Below are 22,427 nucleotides of genomic sequence, written 5' to 3'. Positions count from 1 at the left end.
CGTCGCCCTTGCTGAACGTGCCCAGCGGCTTCGATGCGATATGCCAGCCACCGTCCGTGTTGCTCAGCCTCAGGCCCTTGCCTGAAGGCACCGCGTTCGCGAGTTCGCGCTTGGCGATCACTCGCCCTGTCGCGTCGTAGTCGAACTGCGTCACTGAGCCGGCCGCATCCACGCTGTAAGTCTGACGACCCGCTGCGTCATAGACGTAGCGCGTGATGCGATCTCGTACCGGGTCCGACAACGTCGACAGCAACCCGTTGAACGCCGCCGAGCTGCCCGCTCCGACGAAGTCCGAAGTACTCACGAACGCCCCGGGCTCCAGCCACCAGCCGCGGCTCTGGATGTCGGGCTGCTCGAAGTCCTCCGACACCACCACGCCCTTCATCACGCTGCTGATGCGAAGACCGTCGTAGATCACCCCGGCGTTCGGATCCGCCGACTGCACCAGGTTGTACAGGTACACGTACATCGCATCGTCGTGCGACATCACCTGCGTGAGCGTCAGCGTGCGCCAGCCGTCAACCTCGTACGAGGCTGTCGACGTGTCGTTGTCGTAAGGGTCCGGCCCGCCGGCATCCCCAAGAAAAATTTCTCCCCGCAGCCCAGGCGTGGCCTTGTAGCGAATGGTTGCCGTGACCACGTCCCCCTTGCTGAAGGTGCCCAGGGCCTTCGACGCAATGTGCCAGCCACCGTCGCTGTTCGTGATCTTCAAGCCCTTGCCGGAGGGAATGGCGTTGGCGAGCTCTCGCTTGGAGATCACACGCCCAGCCGCGTCGTACTCGAGCTTCGTCACCGAACCGGCCGGGTCCACGCCGTAGATTTGACGTCCGACAGCGTCATAGACATAACGCGTGGTGCGATCCCGAGCCGGGTCCAGCAACGTCGGCAGGAACCTCGACAAACCTGCATGACTCCCAGCGCCGACGGATTCTGTCGCCACCAGCAATGCATTCGGAGCGAACGACCAGCCTCGACCTTGAAGGTTGGCCTGCTCGAAGTCCTCCGTCAGCACCTCGCCCTTCAGCGTGCTGCTGACGCGAACGTTGTCATAGATGATGCCGGCATCGGGATCACCCGACGGCGAGAGGTTGTACAGGTACACGAACATGACGTCGTCGTGAGACATCACCCGTGTCAGTGTCAACGTCTGCCAACCGTCGGCGTCGGTGGCGTACTGATCCACATTGTTGTCATACGGATCCGGGCCGCCGGCGTCGCCCAGGAACATATGCGCCAGCAGCCCTGGCGTCATCTTGAACCGCACCGTCGCAGTGACCACGTCCCCCTTGCTGAATGTGCCCAAGGGCCTTGATGCGGTATACCAACCGCCATCGGCGTTGACCAACTTCAGGCCCTTGCCCGACGGCACCGCATTGGCAAGCTCGCGCTTGGCGATCACACGCCCCGCCGCGTCGTACTCGAACTGCGTCACCGAGCCGGCCGCATCCACGCTGTAAGTCTGGCGACCTGCTGCGTCATAGACGTAGCGAGTCGTTCGATCCCGCACTGGATCCAGCAGCGTCGGCAGCAGCTTCGCAAGTGCCACCTGGCTTCCCGCACCCACCGACTCCGTGGTCGCCAGCGACCAGCCCGGCTCGGCCCACCAGCGATCCGCGACGCCCGGTTGATCGAAGTCCTCCGAGACCACCTCGCCCTTCATCACGCTGCTGATGCGCAGGTTGTCGTAGATCACCCCCGCACTCGGATCCGCCGACTGCACCAGGTTGTACAGGTAGACCATCAGCGTGTCGTCGTGCGACATCACCTGTGTGAGCTTCAGCGTCTGCCAACCATCCGCGTCATAAGAGTAGGTCGACGAAGAGTTGTCGTAAGGATCCGGCCCGCCCGCGTCTCCCAGGAACATCTCGCCGCGCGTCCCCGGCGTCGCCTTGAAGCGCACCGTGGCGGTGACGACGTCGCCCTTGCTGAACGTGCCCAGCGGCTTCGATGCGATATGCCAGCCACCGTCCGTGTTGCTCAGCCTCAGGCCCCTGCCCGACGGCATCGCATTGGCCAGTTCGCGCTCGGCGATCACACGCCCCGCCGCGTCGTACTCGAACTGCGTCACCGAGCCGGCCGCGTCCACGCTGTAGGTCTGACGACCCGCTGCGTCATAGACGTAGCGCGTCGTGCGATCCCGCACTGGATCCAGCAGCGTCGGCAGCAACTTCGCAAACGCCACCTGACTCCCCGCGCCGACCGCCTCCGTCGTCGCCAGCGACCAGCCCGGCTCGGCCCACCAGCGATCCGCGACGCCCGGTTGATCGAAGTCCTCCGAGACCACCTCGCCCTTCATCACGCTGCTGATGCGCAGGTTGTCGTAGATCACCCCCGCACTCGGATCGGCCGACTGCACCAGGTTGTACAGATAGACGTACATCGCGTCGTCGTGCGACATCACCTGCGTGAGGGTCAGTGTCTGCCAGCCGTCCGCGTCGTAAGAGTAGGTCGACGACGAGTTGTCATAGGGATCCGGTCCCCCCGCATCCCCGAGGAACATCTCTCCGCGCGTGCCCGGCGTCGCCTTGAACCGGACCGTCGCGGTGACCACATCGCCTTTGCTGAAGGTTCCCAGCGCCTTGGAGGCGATATGCCAGCCACCGTCCGTGTTGCTCAGCTTCAGGCCCTTGCCTGAAGGCACCGCGTTGGCGAGTTCGCGCTTGGCGATCACCCGCCCTGCCGCGTCGTAGTCGAACTGCGTCACCGAGCCGGCCGCGTCCACGCTGTAGGTCTGACGACCCGCTGCGTCATAGACGTAGCGCGTGATGCGATCTCGCACCGGATCCGACAACGTCGACAGGAACCCGTTGAACGCCGCCGAGCTGCCCGCTCCGACGAAGTCCGAAGTACTCACGAACGCCCCGGGCTCCAGCCACCAGCCGCGGCTCTGGATGTCGGGCTGCTCGAAGTCCTCCGACACCACCCCACCCTTCATCACGCTGCTGATGCGAAGACCGTCGTAGATCACCCCGGCGTTCGGATCCGCCGACTGCACCAGGTTGTACAGGTACACGTACATCGCATCGTCGTGCGACATCACTTGCGTGAGCGTCAGCGTGCGCCAGCCGTCAACCTCGTACGAGGCTGTCGATGTGTCGTTGTCGTAAGGGTCCGGCCCGCCGGCATCCCCAAGGAAAATTTCTCCCCGCAGCCCAGGCGTGGCCTTGTAGCGAATGGTCGCCGTGACCACGTCCCCCTTGCTGAAGGTGCCCAGGGCCTTCGACGCAATGTGCCAGCCGCCGTCGCTGTTCGTGATCTTCAAGCCCTTGCCGGAGGGAACGGCGTTGGCCAGCTCTCGCTTGGCGATCACACGCCCAGCCGTGTCGTACTCGAACTGAGTGACCGAGCCGGCCGCGTCCACGCTGTAGGTCTGACGACCCGCCGCGTCATAGACGGAACGAGTCACCAGATCAGAGCTTGCGTTCCGAGTGATCGATACAAAGCTGTTGGAGATCAGCCCCTGCCCGATGTCGAAGGTATCGATGCCGGTCTGCTTTGCGGCGTATCGGACGGTCTCCGCGACGCGGCCCAGTCCGTCATACACGTTCTCGCTTAACCCGTACTCCGCATCGAGCGTGTACTTCAGTCGCCCCTGCGCGTCGTAGACGTAGCGCGTCACCTTCCCGTTCGGATCCGTGACCCGGGCGAGGTTGCCTTGCGCGTCGTAGGTGTAGCCGGTCGTGATGTTGAGTCCAGCCGGATCGACGCGCTGCGACGCCTTCCGCCCCAGCGCGTCATACCCGTACTGCGTCACTGTCCCCGCGGCATCGGTGGTCGTGAGCACCCGGCCTTCCGCGTCGTACGTCGACGACGTCGTCAGACCGAGCCCGCCCTGGTCCACCGTCACGCTGCGCGCGTTGCCTTGCACGTCATAGACCGTTCGCGTCACCGTGCCCGCCGGGTCGGTCACGTCGAGGCGCCGATTCGCATCGTCGTACTGGTAGCGCGTCGTGAGGTTGAGACCCGCGGGATCCGTGCTCTGCGTGAGCACGCGGTCCACCGCGTCGTAGCTCCAGCCCGATTCCTGCATCACCGCGCCGCTGCGCAGCGAGGCGACGCTGCTGGCTGACGTCGCAGCCGGACTCTTCGCCGAATACCGCAGCTCGCGAACCACGTTGTCGTTGGCGTCGTAGCTCTTCTCGGTGAGGTAGTTGAGCGCGTCCAGCGTGGCGGCCAGACGGCCTTGCGCGTCGTAGAAGTAGCGTGTGGTCGCATCGCCATCGGCCGGCGTCGGACGCACCTGTGCCAAGGTCCCCGTCGCCATCAGCGCGCTCGGCGCACGGTTGGCGCGCCGCACCGTGGTCACGAGTCTGCCGGCGTCGTCGTACTGGCTCTCCACCACCGTCCCGACCGCATCGAGCGTGGCGGCCACCCGGCCGTCCGCGTCGTAGAACGTGCGCGTCCAGCCGTCGCCCGCGTTCTGCGCGGGTGCGATCGCGCTGGCGACCGGCTTGTCACCCAGCGTCGAGACATCGATCAAGGTCGCGTACCGGCGGGTCATCACCACGCGTGAGCTCCGGTCGTAGGTGTACTCGACCACCTCGCCCAACGCGCTCACTTCCTTCACGAGCCGGTTGACCTCGTCGTACACGCGCCAGCCGCGCTGGTCCTTCGCGGTCACCGCGGGACGCAATGCGTCGATGGACACCGTCAGCGGATTGCCTGAGCCGTCCACCAGCACCGCGGTATTGATCAACGTGCCGTACCGCAGCGTCGACGTGATCTGCCCGTTCCTGTCGAAGCGGTACTCGGTCAAGGTGCCGAGTGCGTCCACATCACCGACTCGGCGGCCCGCCGCGTCGTAGACGTACCAGTGCCGATTCCCCGTCGCATCCTTGCTCATCAGCAGTTGGTTGCGCGCCTCGTAGGCGTAGGTGGTCTCGCCGAGGTTCGTCGTCTGCGCGCTGCCTTCGAGCACGGAGACCAAACGCCCCCCGCGGTCGTAGCTGCTCGTCGTGATCAGCCCGTTGAACGCCGAGACCTGGATCTTGCGATTGGCATCGTCGTAGATCGTCGTCGTGAGGCGCTGCGCGGCGTCCGTGGTCGTGCGCACTCGCCCCAGACCGTCGTACGTGTAGCTCGTCGTTCCGTTGCGCGGATTGATCGTCGAGAGCAGCTTGCCGTGCCGGTCGTAGACGTACTGGGTCACCGAGCGCGTGTCATCCGCGATGCCGACGCCTTGTGCGTCGACCTTGCCGTACTCGATGGACTTCGCCAGTTGCCCCAGGCCGTCGTACTCGAAGTCCTGACGTTGCGTGCGAGTCAAATCGCGGCCCGAGGCCCACGTTGCCATCGTGGCTTCGCTCGGCACGGCGTCGTAGGCAAGGCCTGCCACCGCGTAAGCGCCTGCGGCGTACTGGATCGCCGCCGTCCGCTCGCCGAAGCCGTTGTAGCGGTACTCGGTCACCCGGCCTTCCGGGCTGATCTGGAAGCGGAGTTGCGTCGGGTTGGACTGGGCGTAGATGAAGCGCGTCGAAGCCGATGTGCTCGATCCATCTCCGGCCACCGATTCCGCGATGAGCTGCTGCGACCCGTTGTACGCACGGACGACGACATTGCCAGCGCTATCCGTCTGCCTCGTCGCATTGCCCCAGCCGTCGTAGTCGGTCGCGACCCAGCGCCCTTCCCCGTCGGTGACGCGCGTCACATCGCCGTTGCCGTTGTACTGGAAGCTCGTGCTGGCGATGATCCCGTTGACCGCCGGCGCGTCGACCTGCAGCAACTGCCCTTGTGCGTCGTAGGTGTAGACGGTGTTCTGCAGCCGCGCGTCGGTCACCGCCGTGCGGCGGTTGGCCGTGTCGTACGCGAAGCGCGTCACCGCGCCCAGCGCGTCGGTGAGCGTCTCCACCCGGTAGTCGCTGCCCACGAGCCTGTAGGTGATGGCCAGGCTCGTGCCATCGCTCTGCGCGACGCTGGCCACGCGCGTGCTCGCGCCGTCGTAGGTGTAGGTCGTCTGGTAGACCTTGCCGTCGGCAATCGAGCCATCCTGCGGCGTCAGGTCCACCGTGACGGTGCTGAGGCGGTTGCTGGCGTCGTAGCCATAGCGCACGCGCGTCTCGCTCGTACCGTCCTGGCCGACGGTACGGATCTGCGTCAGCAGCGTGCCGTTGTAGTCGTAGTAGGTCCGCTGCGTGCCGTTGCCATGGCTGACCAGGGACACCAGGCCGTTGGACCCGTACGTGTACTGCAGCGAGTTGCCCGCAGCGTCGTTGGTGGCGATCAGCCGACCTTGCGCGTCATAACGCTCGCGCAGCCGCGTGCTGCCCTCGGTCCAGACCAGTTCCCCGGTCCCCGCGACGTACTCGATGACGTCGTGCGCGCCAGCGCCCGCCGTCGAGAGGTAGGTGCCGGTGCTCGTGTTGAAGCTGAACACCTGCACCGCGCCATCCCGGCCGATGCGCTGGATCGTGCTGCCCGCCGTGTTGACCGTGCCGAAGAGCTGGATCTGGCGGGCATACAGCCCCAGCGTCCAGTTGTCACCGTTGTCGTCGTTGAGCTGGCCCTGGCTGTTGTACGTCCGCAGGCTGGAAGCGCTCAGGCCGTGTCCGGCGAGCAGCTCGTCCTGGTTCTGCAGGATCAGGTTGCCGGTCGACGCGTTGACGTAGGCCAGCGCTCCCGCCCGACCCAGCGTCGAGTCCCCGAACGATCCCCGTGACCCCAGCCCGCCCAGCGAACCCAGACTCAGACCCAGGCCATTGCCCGCAACGATCGCCACCATCTCTCACTCCCCGCGGCCCGTGCCGCCCCATGTACGGGCCGCAGGAAAGCAGCCTCTGGGGAAGTTGTCCGGACTTTTGGAGAGCGGTTTAGGCGATCCGCAAATTTTTTTGACTCAGACCCGCGTGATGGTCGGCCGCACGTCAAGGCGCTGCTTGAGCAGCCCCACCTGCAGATAGAAATCCGCGCTGCGCTGCTGGTCCGCGAGCACCTGGTCGTCCAGCGCGATCCAGCGCGTGGCGCGACGCTCGAACTGCAGACGCGCCGCCTCGACCGGAATGCCGATGATCCGCGCCAGCGTCGCGGAGAACTCCGGCACGTGTTGATAGGACCAGGCCTGCGCACGCTTCACGCGCTGCGCCAGGTCCGCCAGCGCTTCGCGCTTGGTCGCGAGCGCCTTGTCGGTCGCCGCCAGAAAGCTCAGCCCCGACCATTGCCCTCGCCCGCTCACCAGCACGCGCGCATGGCCGGCCGTCTCCGCGAGCGCCGTGTAAGGCTCCCACGTCGCCCACGCGTCGAGCGAGCCCTGCGTCAACGCGAGCTTGGCCTCGGCCGGCGGCAGGAAGCGTACCTGCGCGTCCTCCGGCTTCAGTCCCGCCGAGGCCAGCGCCTTCAACGCGATGAAGTGACCGATCGAACCTCGGTTCGTGCCGATGGACTTGTCCTTCAGGTCGGCCGCCGTGGTCAGCGGCGAATCCGGCCGTACCAGCACCGCCGTGCCGTAGGCATCGGACCGGTTCACCGCGAAGGCCTTGATGCGCGTCCCGGCGGCGATCGCGAACAGCAGCGGCGCGTCGCCGATCGGGCCGAAGTCGACGGCTTCCGCGTTGAGCGCCTCGGCCAGCGGCGCGGCGGCGGGAAACTCGCTCCACTGGATGTCGTAGGGCAGTTGGCGCAGTTCATCCGCCGCTTCCAGCAGCGCGCGCAGGTTGCCCTTCTGGTCGCCGGCCTTCACCACGACGCGGCCCTGCGCGCGCGCGGAGCGCACGTAGGGAACGGCGGCGAGCGCCGCGAGCGCGGCGCCGCCGGACAGCACGCGACGGCGCGACCGGTCGTGAGCCTCGGACCGGCTCTTGGCATCGTCGGTGCCGTTGACGACGACGTCGTCCTTGAAATCAATGCTCATGCAGTCCTCGAAGCTGAGAAGGTGAAGCGGGTCCCGTTCAAGCGGCCTGGCGCTGCGCCAGCCGCTGCTCGACGAGCGCCCGGGTGCGCGGGATCAGCTCGCGGCCGTAGTCGATCGCGTCTTCGAGCGGATCGAAGCCCCGGATCAGGAAGGTCGTGACGCCCAGGTCGTAGTAGTCGAGCAGCGCCTCGGCCACCTGCTCCGGCGTGCCGACCAGCGCGGTGCTGTTGTGCCGCGCGCCGGTCTCGCGCGCGATCTCGGTCCACAGGCGTTTGTCGACGCGGCTGCCCTTCTCCGCCGCGGCCAACAAGCGCCGCGCGCCCTCGCTCTGCTGCGGCCCGCCGCGGCTGTAGCCCGCGGCGACGCGCAGGCGGCGCGTGTCCGCCAGGATGCGCTCGGCGCGCGCCCAGGCCGCCTCCTCGTTGTCTGCGAGGATGGGCCGGAAGGACACGGAGAACCCGATGCCCCGCCCGTGTCGCGCCGCCTCCGCGCGCACGCGCCGCGTCAGGTCGGCGGTCTGCTCCAGCGACTCGCCCCACAGCGCATAGACGTCCGCATGCTTGCCCGCCACAGGCAGCGCCGCGTCGGACGCGCCGCCGAAGAACACGGGGAGGTGCGGCGACTGGCGCGGCTTCACCTCGCTGAATCCGCCGTCGAAGCGGTAATGCGTGCCCGCATGGTCGAAGGGCTGGTCGCTGGTCCACAACCGCCGCAGCAGGCCGACGTACTCGTCCGTCCGCTCGTAGCGCTGGTCGTGGTCGAGGTAGTCCCCGTCGCGGCGTTGCTCGGCGTCCGAGCCGCCGGAGATCACGTGCACCGCCAGCCGGCCGCCGGTGAACTGATCCAGCGTCGCGAGCTCCCGCGCGGCCAGCGTCGGTGCGACGAAGCCCGGCCGGTGGGCCAGCAGGAATCCGATGCGCGAGGTGTGCGCCGCCGCGTGGGCGATCGTCAGCTGCGCGCTCGGCCCCGTGGAATGGTGCGGCACCAGGATGCGGTCGAAGCCCGCCGCCTCGTGCGCCTGGGCGAAGGCGGTCACATAGTGCGGATCGACGACCGGGCCGCTGGCCGGGTGGATCTCGGAGGTCTTCTGCGACTGGATCATGCCGATGAATTGGATGCTCATGCTGCGTGCTCTGCGTGGGTCGGACAGGACCAGACCGTAGGGACCCGGGCGGCGGCCCGCAAAGAACGAATCCGACTTTCCATGCTCGGATTGCAGGATTCACGGCCGCCAGCGCCAAGCCCACACTGGGCCGGTCCGATGAGGGGAATCGACATGCCACAGCCCGAGGTCGAGACGCCCGACGCGGCGTCCGCGCTTTCCACGACATCCGCGCCATCCGCCGCACCGGCGCCTTTGGCACGCTTCATCGACGGCACCGAAGATCTGCTCGATCAAGGCCTGCGCGAGTCCGAGTTGCTGGCCGCGTTGCGCCCGCTGCTCGCGGAGCTGGTCGCGCGCGACGACTGGCTGCCGTCGAGCCACGCGCAACCGGGCGCCGATCGCTATCGGCAGTACCCGCTTCACGTCGACGCGCAGGGGCGCTTCTCGGTCGTGTCTTTCGTCTGGGGACCGGGGCAGGCCACGCCCATCCACGATCACACCGTCTGGGGACTGATCGGCATGCTGCGCGGCGCGGAGGACTCGCAGGGCTACCGCTTCACCGGCCCTCACGCGCTGGTGCCGGACGGTCCGCCGGTGCGGCTGTCACCCGGTCAGGTCGAAGCCGTCTCACCGCGGCTCGGGGACATCCACCGCGTGCACAACGCGGTCGAGGGTCAGGTCTCCATCAGCATCCACGTCTATGGCGCCGATATCGGCCGCATCGAGCGCTCGACCTACGACGCCGATGGCACGCCACATCGCTTCGTGTCAGGGTATTCGCCGCCGGCCTGACTGCCGGGGCGAGCAGCTGCAGCAGTCAACAGACGTGCCCCTGCTGGCGCTTGTGCGAATACACGACCAATTCAAATGAGAAACTTCTCAATTGAGAATTATTATCAACAACTCGCGGTCCGCTCGACCATGTCTCACCTCATCACCTAGATCTCCGCGGCACAGGCCGACGTGATGCCCCTCCCCTGAGGGCCACGGCAGGAGACGCCCTGCCATGCCCACTTCACTCCGGTCCTCGCGCGGCTTGCCCCGCCCTGCGCTTCCCTTGCTCGCCGCCGCCCTGTCCGGCGCCGGCCTCCTGATCGCCACGCCGGTCCTGGCGCAGGAAGCGCCGGCCAAGCCCGCTGCCGCTGCCGCTGCCGCTGCGCCTGCGGCGTCGGCGGCCTCCGCCGCCGCGGCTGACGTCGCGCTGCCCTCGGTCACCGTCAACGCCAACCGCCTCGGCGAGATCACCGAGAAGTCCGGCTCCTATGCCTCCGGCACCATCGCCACGGCGACGCGCCTGGTGCTCTCGCCCAAGGAGACGCCGCAATCCATCAGCGTGATCACGCGCCAGAAGATGGACGACTTCAACCTCACGTCCATCGACGACGTGATGGCGCAGACCCCGGGCATCAGCATCGTCACCTACGACAGCGAACGCACCGAGTACTACTCGCGCGGCTTCGCGGTCCAGAACTTCCAGTACGACGGCGTGCCGATGACGCGCGATTCGTCGTACTCCGCCGGCAACACGCTCAGCGACACCTCGATCTACGACCGCGTCGAAGTGCTCAAGGGCGCGACCGGCCTGCTGACCGGCAGCGGCTCGCCCGGCGCCACCATCAACCTGATCCGCAAGAAGCCGACGCGCGAATTCCGCGGCCACGCCTCGGCCAGCATCGGCAGCTGGGGCACGTGGCGCAGCGAGGTCGACGTCGGCGGCGCGCTCAACGAGAGCGGCAGCCTCCGCGCCCGCGGCGTCGCCGCCTACACCGACCGGCAGTCGCAGGTCGACCACTACGAGCGCAAGACCACGGTGCTCTACGGCATCGTCGAGGCCGACCTCACGCCCGACACGCTGCTCACCGTCGGCTTCGACTACCTCGACAGCAAGCCCAGGGGATCGAGCTGGGGCGGCATCCCGCTGCTGAATTCGCTCGGCGAGTTCAACGACCGGCCGCGCTCGTTCAACAACGGCGCGACCTGGAGCCGCTGGGAGCAGTACACCCGCACCGGCTTCGCGACGCTGGAGCACGACTTCGACAACGGCTGGGTCGCCAAGCTGCAGCTGAATCACCAGATCAACGGCTACGACGCGAACCTCGGCGCGGGCGCCTCCGGTTTCCCCGATCCGGCGACCGGCGCCGGCGTGTCGATGTGGATCGGGCAGTACATCGGCAAGACGACCAGCGACGCGGCCGACGTCTACGTCAGCGGCCCCTTCACGCTGGCCGGCCGCAAGCACGAGCTGGTGGTCGGCGGCAGCCTGGCACGCCGGCAGTGGAAGAACGACGGCTACTACGTCGCCAACGGCTACGACACCAGCGTGCCCGACTACTACCAGTGGAACGGCCAGGTGCCCGCGCCGGTGTGGAACAGCACGCCGGACTTCACCAACGACGAGACGACGCGCGAGCGCGGCCTCTACGCCGCCGCGCGCTGGAACCTGCCCGCCGACCTGAAGCTGATCACCGGCGGCCGCTGGTCGGCCTATCGCAACAAGGCGCAGGGGCTGGACGAGTCCGGCGTGTTCGTGCCCTACGCCGGCGCGGTCTGGGACCTGACCCGCGAAGTCGCGCTGTACGCGAGCTACACCGACATCTTCACGCCGCAGTCCGCGCAGGACGAGGCCGGCCGCACGCTGGATCCGCTGCGCGGCAAGAACTACGAGGCCGGCGCCAAGGCCTCGTGGCTGAACGGCCGGCTCAATGCGTCGGCGGCCTACTTCCAGCTGCAGCAGGACAACTTCGCGATCGAGACCGGCGGCAAGACGCCCACCGGCGGCATCGCCTACCGCGCGGCAGACGGCATCAAGACCAAGGGCGTGGAATTCGAGATCTCCGGCCAGGTCACGCCAAGCTGGCAGCTGCAGGCGGGCTACACGCACAGCGTGTCCAAGCAGCAGGGCGAACGCGTCACGACGCTGACGCCGGCCAACCAGTTCAGCCTGTACACCACGCACAAGCTGGACGGCGCTTTCGGTGGCGCTTTCGGTGGCGCGTTCGGTGGCGCGTTGAACGGACTGCGCGTGGGCGGCGGCGCGCGCTGGCAGGACAAGACCTGGGGCGACATCGCCACGCCCAGCGGCGGCACGATGCGCCACACCGTCGACGGCTACTGGATCTTCGACGCAATGGCGAGCTACGAGTTCAACAGGAACCTGTCCGCCTCGATCAACGTGACCAACCTCTTCGACAAGAAGTACTACACGATCTTCAGCTGGTATTCGACCTACACCTGGGGCGCGCCGCGCGCCGTGTCGGTCAACGCGACCTACCGCTTCTGAGCGAGGATCTCCTCGACGCTTCGATCGAGAGTCTCCTCGACGCTCCGGTCGAGGATGTGGACTCCCTCTCCCGCTTGCGGGAGAGGGCGGGGGGTGAGGGCCAGCGGCCTCCGCAGTCAGATCAGTCCGGCCGATCCAGCACCGCGCGGACAGCCGCGGCGAGTTCGTCCAGCGTGAACGGCTTGCCCAGCAGGTCCACGCCGGGATCGAGCACGCCGTTGTGCACGACGGCGTTGCGCGAGTAGCCGGTGGTGAACAGCACTTTCAGTCCGGGCCGGCGACGTCGCGCCTCGTCGGCGAGCTTGCGACCGTTCATGCCCGGCATCACGACGTCGGCGAAGACCAGCGCGATCTCGGGATGCGCGTCGAGCAGCTTCAGCGCCGCCTCGCCGCCGTCGGCCTCGAGCACGCGGTAACCCAGCTCCGTCAACGCGTCGACGGAGGACGCGCGCACCGCCGCCTCGTCCTCCACCACCAGCACCGTCTCCTGGCCCAGCTTCGCGGACGCGAGCGGGACGCGCTGCGACTCGATCTCCTCCTCGTGATCGTTGAGCAGGCGCGGCAGGTAGATCTTCACCGTCGTGCCCTGGCCGGGCTCGGAGTAGATCTTCACGTGGCCGCCGGACTGCTTGACGAAGCCGTAGACCTGGCTGAGGCCCAGGCCGGTGCCGCGGCCCACTTCCTTGGTCGTGAAGAAGGGATCGAAGGCCCGCGCCAGGACATCGGGCGTCATGCCGCTGCCGGTGTCGCTCACCGCGACCATCACGTACTGGCCGGGCAGCACGCCCATCTGCTCGGCGACGTAGCGCTCGTCGAGGTGGGCGTTCGCGGTCTCGATGGTGAGACGCCCGCCCTCGGGCATCGCGTCCCGCGCGTTGACCGCGAGGTTGAGGATCGCGCTCTCCAGCTGGTGGGGGTCCGCGTGCGTGCGCCACAGGCCGCCGGCCTGCACGGCCTCCAGCGCGATGGCGCCCCCGATCGAGTGGCGCAGCAGGTCCGACATGCCCGCCACCAGCCGGTTGGCGTTGATCGCCTCGGGCCGCAGCGGCTGCTGGCGGGAGAACGCGAGCAGCCGTTGCGTCAGTTGCGCCGCGCGCTGCGTGCCGTTGCGCGCGGCGTTGACGTAGCGCATCGCGAGCGGGTCGTCCTTCAGGAACTTGCGCGCCAGCAGGTCGAGCGAACTGACCACCACCGCCAGCATGTTGTTGAAGTCGTGCGCGATGCCGCCGGTCAGTTGACCGACGGCCTCCATCTTCTGGGACTGGCGCAGCGCCTCCTCGGTGCGCAGGCGCTGGTCGACCTCTTCCTGCACGCGGCGCTCCAGCGTTTCGTTGAGCTCGCGCAGCGCCTGGTCGGCGCGATGGCGGCGGGTGACGTCCTGGAACAGCACGGCGACCTGGCGGCGCTCGACCGGCTCGATGCGGAAGGCGGAAAGCTCCAGATGGCGGCCGGTCCGTTCGAGCTGGCGCTCGAAGCGCACCGGCACGCCGCTGAGCAGGACCTCGCGGTAGATCTCGACCCAGGCGCCGGCCTCGTCCGGCACCATCTCTCGGACCGTCTGGCCGACCACGTCCTGGATGCCGGCGTTGGCGGCGTAGGCCGGGTTGGCGAGCACGTGCACGTAGTCGCTCAACGGGCCGTGCGGCCCGTCGATGAACTCGATGACGCAGTAACCCTCGTCCATGCGCTCGAACAGCGTCCTGAACTGGGCCAGGTCGTCGGACCGGTGTCGCGATGCCGATTCGGCGCTCGCTTCGGGGTTCGCCGCGGCGGCGGGGAGATCGGCAGGGTGGCGGGGATCGTCGGTCATGGCGGGCGGCTGGCGCTGAGCCCTTCCGGAGTGAAGGGGCGCCGCAGTATCGCAGCCGGGTGCGGCGACGCCCGCGCTCAGGCCCCCCGTGGTGGGTGGCGGGCGCCCAGGCGATCGCGCAGCGACGCGGCTTCGAGGGTCAGGCCGTTCGCCTGCGCCGCGCGGATCGCCAGCAGGTGGGCGCGCCGCGTGGGACGCTCGCGCAGGTTGGCCTGCGCCCAGGTCCGGGCGCGTCGCGGATTGCGGCCGGCACCGAGGTAGAACTCGGCGGCGTGGTCGGCGAACGCCTGCGGATGCCGGGACAGCAAGACCTCGTAGCGACGCCTGGCGCGGGCGATCTCGCCACGGCCGAGCGAGGTCCGGCCCTGCCGCACGTGGAGTTCGCCGAGCAGCGCGAGGGCCTCGGGCTCGTCGCTGTTGCGGACGACGCGGGTCAGCCTGGCCAGCGCCGCGGCCTCGTCGCCGCGGGCGAGATCCAACTCGGCGAGATGGATGCCGGCGGCCGCGTAGTCGGGCAGCAGGCGCAGCGCCTCCTCGTAGAAGGCTGCGCCGCGGGCGGCGTCATCGCCCTGCTCCGCCCACATCTGCCCACGAGCGAACGCAATGGCCGCCGCGGGGAACGGCCACGTCGTGTCGAGCGCCGCCAATGCCTGGGTGTAATGGTGGTCGGCCTCCTCCAGCCGGCCAACCGCGGCTTCGGCGCGGGCCAGCGCGCTGAGGCTCGCGAAGTCCGGCCGGCGCGCGGCCTCGTCCTTCAGCGCGGGCAAGGCCTGACCCGCCCGCCCGGTGGCGACCAGCAACGGCGCGCGCTCGAGCGGCGTGGCATCGACGGCGTCGAGGAGGGCCTCCGCTTCCTGGAAACGATGCAGGGTCATGAGGGCACGCGCCCGACGCAGCCCGGCGGTCTTGCCGGCCGCACCGCCGAATGAGCCCGCGCCGAGCGCGGCCGCGCGATCGAGCACGCGGTAGTCGGCCAGGAACTGCAGACGCATCAGCGAAAACTCCAACGCCGCCGGATCGTCGCCGTGCTGCCGGATCAGGTGATCGAGGTTGGCGACGGCGATCGTGCCCTGCGTCGTGGCCGGGTTCCGCGGCGTGGCGACCGTGGGTGTCGGTGACGGTGTCTGCGTCGGCATCGGCGTTGGCGTTGGCGTTGGCGTTGGCGTCGATGTCGCGGACGCCGCCGCATTCGCCGGTGCGGCGAGGAACGGAAACGCCACGGTGGAATGCGCGCGATCGTCCTGCGTGACGCCGTCGTCGGCGATGTCCGGCGTGCCACGGATCAGCAGCGAGCGGAACACCGCGTTGACGTTGACCAGCGGCGTGCGGCCGCCGCAGTCGGGCGGAATCGTCGCCCCGGCGGCGCGTCGCTCCACCGCCAGGTAGAGCACGCAACGCGTCTCCCGGCTGTCCACCCAGAGACGGTCGTCGGCCAGCAGCGCGGCCAGACGTCGATAGCGACCGCGCGACGTGTCCTTCGCGTCCGCGAGCCACTGGTTCCCGACCACGCCGTCGAAGCCGTCGTACAGCGCGAGGTTGCGGCCGATCTCCGGCGCGAAGTCCTGCCAGCCGGCGGGACCGGCGCGGTTGTAGGCCTCCTTCAGCGCGTTCGCCGCCTCGTCCGAACCGAGGGTGGCCAGCAGCGCGTTGCCGGTCAGCGCGCGGCCCATGCGGTCGATGGGCGCGCCGGGCGGCGGCGGACCGGCCTCGCCGGCCGCCTGACGCCGCTCCGTGCGTCCCCAGAGGGCCAGCATCGGCCCACCGGCGTTCACGAGGCCCAGGTCCACCGAGACGACCAGCGCCGACGTGGTCCATCCCGCGAGGAAGTTGCGCGCCGGCCCGCCCTCGGTCTGGCCCCACAGCGCGGCGACGCGTTTCAAGGTCTTCCCGTCGAAGCGATGGAAGCCGCTGGCGTCCTTCGACGCCAGGCCGGTGCGGACGGCATCGGCCGCCGCGTTGAGCGCCGCGCGGGTGCCGCGCACGTTGTTGAAGTAGGGATCGTCCCGCTGGCCGGCGAAAACGCGCAGGCGCCCGTCCCGGCTGGACAGGCCCGTCGACAGGCCGGCGTCGCCCTGCACGCGGTCCTCGCGACCGGCCCAGCAAGTGACGAGGCCGGCGGCATCGAACTGGCAGAGCAGGCGCGTGCCCACGGTCGTGGCGCCGAAGCGCTGGCCGCTGTCGACGTGGAAGACGTATTGCACCTGGTCGGAGAAGCGCTTGCCGACGACGTCCATGACAAGGTTCAGGCGCTTGCCGTCGGCGGACGTCCAGGCGTAGAGATCGCCAATGTCGGCGGCGGGGTCGGCAATGACGGTCGGCGTGTCGAGGTGATCGGCGGCCAGGGCCGGTGCCAGGAGAAAGAGCCCTGTCCACGCCCAGCGACGCAGCAGCGCGGCGAGCGGGAAGGCGTCGGTGGTCGCGATCGCGTTGGCGTTGGCGTTGGCGTTGGCGTTGGCGTTGGCGTTGGCGTTGGCGTCGGCGTTGAACATCGTTGGCGCAGCGAGGTGTTTCATGCTGGCAAGCCTAGGGACGGGCGCCGCAGAAAACTTGGCAAAAACTGCGATGCCTGCTGACAGGCTTTGGAACCATCGCTCCCTAGCATCCCGACCATGCCGCCACCCCGCCCTGCCCTGGTCGACGCCGTTCCGCACGACCGCCGCGACCGCCACTACCGCCAGCTGCAATCGGGCACCGACCTGCGCCTGATGCATTGCCAGTGCCACGCCGCCCGCGGCGAGCGGCCGGTGGACGAAGCGCACCTGCAGTGCTCGATCACGCTGGTCGACCGCGGCCGCTTCACGTACCGGACGCGCACGGGCGGCGCCGTGCTCGGACCCGGCTGGTTGATGCTGGGCAACGCCGGCGACGGCTACGCCTGTTCGCACGAAGACAGCGACGGCACGGGCGACGACTGCACGGTGCTGTCGATGTCGACGGCGATGCTCGAAGGGATGCTGGCGGCTGAACGCTTCACGCATGCCTGCCTGCCGCCGCTGCCCCGGGTGGCCGCCCTCTTCCACGGCCTGGACAACGGCGGCGACGAAGGCTTCGCGCTCGAGGAGGCGGCGCTGGCCATCGTGGCCCAGGTGCGCCGCGCGCTGGACGGCGGCGAGGCGCCCGCGCCCTTGCCCCGGCAAAACGAGCGCGCCCGCGCGGCGGCGCATTGCATCGAGACCCGCAGCGCCGAGGCGCTCACGCTCGACGACGTCGCGCAGGCCGCCGGGCTGAGCCCCTTCCACCTGCTGCGCGTGTTCCGCCAGGCCATCGGCGTGACGCCGCACCAGTACCTGATCCGCCAGCGGCTGATGCACGCGCTGCGCCTGCTGCGCGACACCCGCCGCCCCGTCACCGACGTCGCCTACGACAGCGGCTGGGCGGACCTGTCGAACTTCAACCGCGCCTTCCGGCGTGAGTTCGGCTGTTCTCCGCGAGCGCTCAGGGCTGAAGCAAAACTACAGCCCTCGGTTTGAAACCGTGGCTTTTTCACCAGGATCCTGCCTAAGTCCTGTCCCATCCGTGTCCCATGAACGTTCGACATGTAGTCCGACTTCGGGATTTCACGGTCACATGATGTAGTTTTACTTCCTTAGCATCCGCCCACCTTTGAGGAGGGTTCGGACATGCAGGCATGGGCTGACGGTTGGTCGCGCACGGCGCGACGGGTGGCGGGTGCGTTGGCGATCAGCCTGTGCGGGCTGCTGGCGGCGTGTGGCGGCGGCGAGGCGGGACTCGCCCAGAAGGCCGGCACCAGCGCGGTGGCGGTCGACGAGAACGGCGTCGCGCTGATCGCGGAAGTGCCGACCGGCTCGACGCCGCCGTCGGCATCGACACGCGCGCGGATCGCCGCGGCGGCAACCCCCGACACCCCGGCCACCTCGCTGCGCGTCCACTACCGCCGCGCCGACGGCAACCCCGCCGGCTGGCAGATCCACACCTGGAACGCCGCGCAGAGCCCCAACTGGAACGAGGGCTGGAACGCCGCGGGCAGCGACGCCTTCGGCGTCTACTACGACGTGCCGCTGGCCGCCACGAGCGGCACCGTGGGCTTCCTCTTCCACAACGGCGACAACAAGGACAACGGCGGCGCGGACCAGAGCCTCGTGCTCCAGGCCGGCGCCAACGAAGTCTGGCGCCTGCAGGGCGACAGCACCAATTACCCGGGCAATCCGCTGCAGCTGGCCACGCCCGACATCACCACGGTGCGGGTCCACTACAAGCGCTTCGACGGCGCGTACACCGCCTGGGGCCTGCACCTGTGGAACGGCAGCGGCCTGAACGTGGCCGCCCTGCCCGGCGGCGTCACGATCGACAACTGGACCCAGCCCGTCGCCTTCAGCGCCATGCCGGGCTACGCGGCCGGCAGCGACGAGGTCGTCTTCGACATCCCCGTGCTCAATCCGCAGGGCGACGCCAGCCGCAAGGGGCTGGAGTTCATCGTCCACGGCATGCCGCCCAACGAGAACGACAAGGACGGCCGCGACAACAACATCCGCGTCGAGTTCTCCGCGCTGACGATCCAGAACCAGGTCGGTCACGTGTGGCTGGTGGAGCGCGATGCGACGGTCTACACCGCGACGCCGGACCTGCGTCAGGTGTCGAGCACCGACGCGCGCGCCGTGTGGCTCGACAAGACGCTCGTGAAGTGGCCGCGCATCGGCGCCTCCGGCACGGGCTCCGGCACCGTGCGCCTGTACCACTCGGCGACGGGACAGATCAGCGTCGCCGCCGGCGCACCGGTGGGCGGCGCCGACGGCTTCATCACGCTGGACCTGTTCACCGGCACCGTGCCGCCGGCCGACGCGCTGCGCTTCAAGTACGTGGCCAGCGGCGCGGTCTTCGCGGTGCGCGCGGCCGACGTCGCGCGACTGCCGGGGCTGCACCAGCGCCAGCTCGTGCTCGTGCAGGAGGACGCCGACGGCCGTGTGCAGAACGCGACGACCGCGCAGATCGCCGGCGCGCTCGACGACCTCTACGCCGCCGCCAGCGACGTGCCGGACCTCGGGGCCGTCGTGGCCAACGGCTCGACCAGCTTCAAGCTCTGGGCGCCGACCGCGCAAGACGTGGCCCTCGTGCTGACGACGCCGATCGCCGGCTCGACGCTCACCCGCACCACCACCGAGCCCATGGCGCGCGACGCGGCGACCGGCGTCTGGCGCCTCAGCAAGCCCGGCAGCCTGCAGGGCGCCACCTACCGCTACCAGGTGCAGGTCTTCGTGAAGGGCGTGGGCCTGGTGCGCAACCTGGTCGCCGATCCGTACTCGCTGGGCGTGACGCTCGGCGGCCAGCAGAGCGTGGTGATGGACCTGCAGTCCGCCGCGACCAAGCCCGCGGGCTGGGACGCCGGCGCGCCGCCCGCCACGGTGTCGGCGCCGTCGGACCTGAGCATCTACGAGCTGCACGTGCGCGACTTCTCGATCAACGACGCCACCGTGCCCGCCGCGCGCCGCGGCAAGTACCTCGCCTTCGCGGAGTCGGGCTCCAACGGCATGCGCCACCTGGGCGCCCTCGCCGCCGCGGGCCTCACCGACGTGCACCTGCTGCCGGTGTTCGACTTCGCCACCGTCAACGAGAAAGGCTGCGTCACGCCCTCGCCCGCCGGCGCGCCCGACGGCGAATCGCAGCAGGCCGCCGTGGCCGCCACCGCCGGCACCGACTGCTTCAACTGGGGCTACGACCCGCAGCACTTCTCGACGCCGGAGGGCAGCTACTCGAGCAACGCGAACGACCCGGTCGCGCGCGTCGTCGAGTTCCGCCGCATGGTGCAGGCGCTCAACGCCGCCGGCCTGCGCGTCGGCATGGACCTGGTCTACAACCACACGACGTCGTCGGGCCAGAACGCCACCTCGGTGCTCGACAAGGTCGTGCCCAACTACTACTTCCGCTACAACGCCGCCGGCGGCATCGAACGCTCGACCTGCTGCGAGAACACCGCCTCCGAGAACCTCATGATGGCCAAGCTGATGATCGATTCGGCGGTCACCTGGACGCGCGACTACCGCATCAGTTCGCTGCGTTTCGACATCATGGGCCACCACCCGCGCGCGGTCATCGAAGCGCTGAAGGCGCGTGTGATGCAGGCCGCCGGCCGCGAGGTGCAGATCGTCGGCGAGGGCTGGAACTTCGGCGAGGTCGCCAACGGCGCGCGCTTCGTGCAGGCGGAGATGCTGTCGCTGAACGGCTCGGGCATCGGCAGCTTCAATCCGCTGATCCGCGACGCGGTGCGCGGCGGCGGCTGCTGCGACTCGGGCGAGGCGCTGCTCGCCAGCCAGGGTTACGTGAACGGCTTCTTCTATGACAGCAACGGCCACAACGGCGGCCAGACGCGCGGCGAGCTGATGTGGCAGGCCGACCGCCTCCGCGCGGCGCTGGCGGGCTCGATCCGCAGCTTCCAGATGCAGACGAGCTGGGACGCCACGCTGCGGCTGGAGCAGATCGACGTCGGCGGCATCCCCGCGGGCTGGGTGCTGGAGCCGGGCGAGGTCGTCAACTACGTGGAGAACCACGACAACCTGACCCTGTTCGACAACAACGCGTTCCGGCTGCCGGTCGGCACCAGCCGCGAGGACCGCGCCCGGGTGCAGATCCTGGCCAGCGCGATCAACGCGTTCAGTCAGGGCGTGGCCTACTTCCACGCGGGCACGGACACGCTGCGCAGCAAGTCGCTGGACCGCAACAGCTACGACAGCGGCGACTGGTTCAACCGGCTGGACTGGACCTACGCGGACAACAACTTCGGCGTCGGCCTGCCGCCGTCGCGCGACAACGCCGACAACTGGCCGTATGCGAAGCCGCTGCTCGCCAATCCGCTGATCAAGCCCACCGCGGCGGACATCGCGTGGACGCGCGACGCCTTCCGCGACCTGCTGCGCATCCGCAAGAGCTCGACGCTGCTGCGGCTGCGCACGGCCGAGGACATCAAGGCGCGCTTGACCTTCCTGAACACGGGTTCGTCGCAGGAGGCCACGGTGCTGGTCGGACGCCTCGACGGCGCCGGTTACCCCGGCGCCAACTTCAACGAACTGGTCTACCTGATCAACGTCGACAAGACGGCCAAGGACCTGACGCTGCCCGCGCTCGCGGGACATGCGCTGGTGCTGCATCCGGTCCACACGGCGCCGACGGCTGCCGACTCGCGTGCTCGACAAGCCAGCTTCGACCGGACGACGGGCCGCTTCAACGTGCCGGCGCGCACGGCGGTCGTGTTCGTGGTCCCCGCCGCCGCTTCCGCCACCCCAGGCGCCACCGTTTCCCATTGAAAGCCGACGTCATGAAGAGCCTCCCTCACCTCGTCGCCGCGTCCGTCGTGGCAGCTTCCGCCCTGCTGGGCCTCGCCAGCGCGCCCGCGCAGGCCACGCCCGTCGTCGTCGATGTCGGCGGCGCACAGAGCATCAACCTGCAGGGCGAAGCCGGCAACACGGTCTGGTTCATCGATGTGGGCGCGAACGCGGTGCTGAACGCGCTGTCGTGGTCGCTCGATCTGAATGCCTTCGCGCCGAGCGTGCTGTCGGAGATGCAGGTCAGCTTCGGCGGATCGAGCGGCCTGGACCTGCTCACGTTCGCGCCGGGCGGGGCCGACTTCGCGAGCGGGGTCGGCAGCTACAGCGGCTCGCTGGACCTGAGCCCGTTCGGCCTGAGTGTCGGCGCGGACGGCCTGCTGCGACTGGAATTCAGCGAGGCGTACAAGGACTTCGCGCTGGATGTCGCCGAAGGGGAATGGCTGCGCGGGAACCTGACCTTCGATGTGACGACCGCCTCGGCGGTGCCGGAGCCGGCGAGCGCGGCGCTGGTGCTGCTCGGACTGGGCCTGCTCGGCGTCCGGGCGCGCCAGGCGAAGGCCCAGGCCGCGCGTCGGCCCGTCGCCGGCTGAATCCGCGGGCCAGGGGCGCCGCCGCTGCCGCGGCCCGGTTCCGTTCCTCGCCCGGTGGAGATCCGACCTTGCGTGTGGCAGCCCACAGACCCCGCAGCCGCGCGCACTCAAGCTCGGCATGTCGCCTCCACCTTGTCGCGGGAATCCAGTCCATGAAAACCCTGTTCGCCTTCTCAATCGCCGCGCTGGCCGTGCTGGGCGCCGTGCTCGTCGGCTACGGCGCATTCGGCTGGGGCGTGTCGCTCTGGCTGTTCGCCGTGGCCCTGACGCAGGTGAGCTTCCTGGCCGACGTGTGGACCGAATACAGGCAGCAGGATCGCGACGCCGTGTCCCTCTACGCGGCGTTCATGACCTGCATCCGCCGGATCGCCTGACACGCACCATGCGCCGGGCGCCGGGCGCCGTCGTCGCCGTGGAAGGCGCGGGAGTGGCGTAGCATTGCACCCGGCTGACGACAAGCCGCAGCGCCCGACCGGGACAAGCGGCGTTCTCCCTGACCCGACCGGGTCCGGATCCTCCCCT

Annotated in this window: 11 protein-coding genes; 6 read left to right on the top strand and 5 right to left on the bottom strand. The window is 69.1% G+C overall.

Annotated features, from left to right (window positions below; all coding sequences use genetic code 11):
• The 3 genes from AC07O8_RS18795 to AC07O8_RS18785 all read right to left on the bottom strand — a co-directional run.
• Positions 1-6,718, bottom strand: a 6,718-nt coding sequence (locus tag AC07O8_RS18795; RefSeq protein WP_495049470.1) for a hypothetical protein, incomplete at its 3' end; no start/stop codon positions are given.
• Between the two features lie 114 nt (positions 6,719-6,832).
• Positions 6,833-7,843, bottom strand: a complete 1,011-nt coding sequence (locus tag AC07O8_RS18790; RefSeq protein WP_495049469.1) for an ABC transporter substrate-binding protein — start codon at positions 7,841-7,843, stop codon at positions 6,833-6,835.
• Positions 7,844-7,880: 37 nt separating this feature from the next.
• Positions 7,881-8,966 carry an LLM class flavin-dependent oxidoreductase gene (locus AC07O8_RS18785; protein WP_495049468.1) on the bottom strand — a complete coding sequence of 362 codons (1,086 nt, stop codon included), beginning with the start codon at positions 8,964-8,966 and terminating at the stop codon, positions 7,881-7,883.
• 153 nt (positions 8,967-9,119) lie between these two features.
• Here AC07O8_RS18785 and AC07O8_RS18780 point away from each other — a divergent pair, with 153 nt between their 5' ends.
• Both AC07O8_RS18780 and AC07O8_RS18775 read left to right on the top strand, forming a co-directional pair.
• On the top strand, positions 9,120-9,740 hold the full coding sequence (locus AC07O8_RS18780; protein ID WP_495049467.1) for a cysteine dioxygenase family protein: 621 nt from the start codon (positions 9,120-9,122) through the stop codon (positions 9,738-9,740).
• Positions 9,741-10,005: 265 nt separating this feature from the next.
• On the top strand, positions 10,006-12,228 hold the full coding sequence (locus AC07O8_RS18775; protein ID WP_495049466.1) for a TonB-dependent siderophore receptor: 2,223 nt from the start codon (positions 10,006-10,008) through the stop codon (positions 12,226-12,228).
• Between the two features lie 121 nt (positions 12,229-12,349).
• Here the strand turns inward: AC07O8_RS18775 and AC07O8_RS18770 are convergent, their stop codons facing one another.
• Entirely contained in the window at positions 12,350-14,038 is a 1,689-nt protein-coding gene (locus tag AC07O8_RS18770; RefSeq protein ID WP_495049465.1) for an ATP-binding protein, read from the bottom strand.
• 77 nt (positions 14,039-14,115) lie between these two features.
• The gene (locus AC07O8_RS18765) at positions 14,116-16,551 is read right to left on the bottom strand and encodes a hypothetical protein (RefSeq protein ID WP_495049464.1); all 2,436 of its coding nucleotides are present in this window, start codon (positions 16,549-16,551) and stop codon (positions 14,116-14,118) included.
• A gap of 96 nt (positions 16,552-16,647) precedes the next feature.
• On the opposite strand from AC07O8_RS18765, the gene AC07O8_RS18760 reads away from it, so the two are divergent.
• The 4 genes from AC07O8_RS18760 (at position 16,648) to AC07O8_RS18745 (ending at position 22,279) form a co-directional block, all read left to right on the top strand.
• Entirely contained in the window at positions 16,648-17,508 is an 861-nt protein-coding gene (locus AC07O8_RS18760) for a helix-turn-helix transcriptional regulator (RefSeq protein WP_495049463.1), read from the top strand.
• 150 nt (positions 17,509-17,658) lie between these two features.
• Positions 17,659-21,294, top strand: a complete 3,636-nt coding sequence (locus AC07O8_RS18755) for an alpha-1,6-glucosidase domain-containing protein (protein WP_495049462.1) — start codon at positions 17,659-17,661, stop codon at positions 21,292-21,294.
• 11 nt (positions 21,295-21,305) lie between these two features.
• On the top strand, positions 21,306-21,905 hold the full coding sequence (locus tag AC07O8_RS18750; protein ID WP_495049461.1) for a PEP-CTERM sorting domain-containing protein: 600 nt from the start codon (positions 21,306-21,308) through the stop codon (positions 21,903-21,905).
• Positions 21,906-22,057: 152 nt separating this feature from the next.
• Positions 22,058-22,279 (top strand): hypothetical protein, encoded by a 222-nt coding sequence (locus AC07O8_RS18745; protein WP_495049460.1) that lies wholly within the window; start codon positions 22,058-22,060, stop codon positions 22,277-22,279.
• Positions 22,280-22,427 lie beyond the last annotated feature (148 nt).

Source organism: Roseateles sp. GW821-FHT09G09, assembly GCF_059415965.1.
The sequence above is the reverse complement of the archived record's forward strand: the minus strand, read 5'-3'. Positions and strand labels throughout refer to the sequence as shown.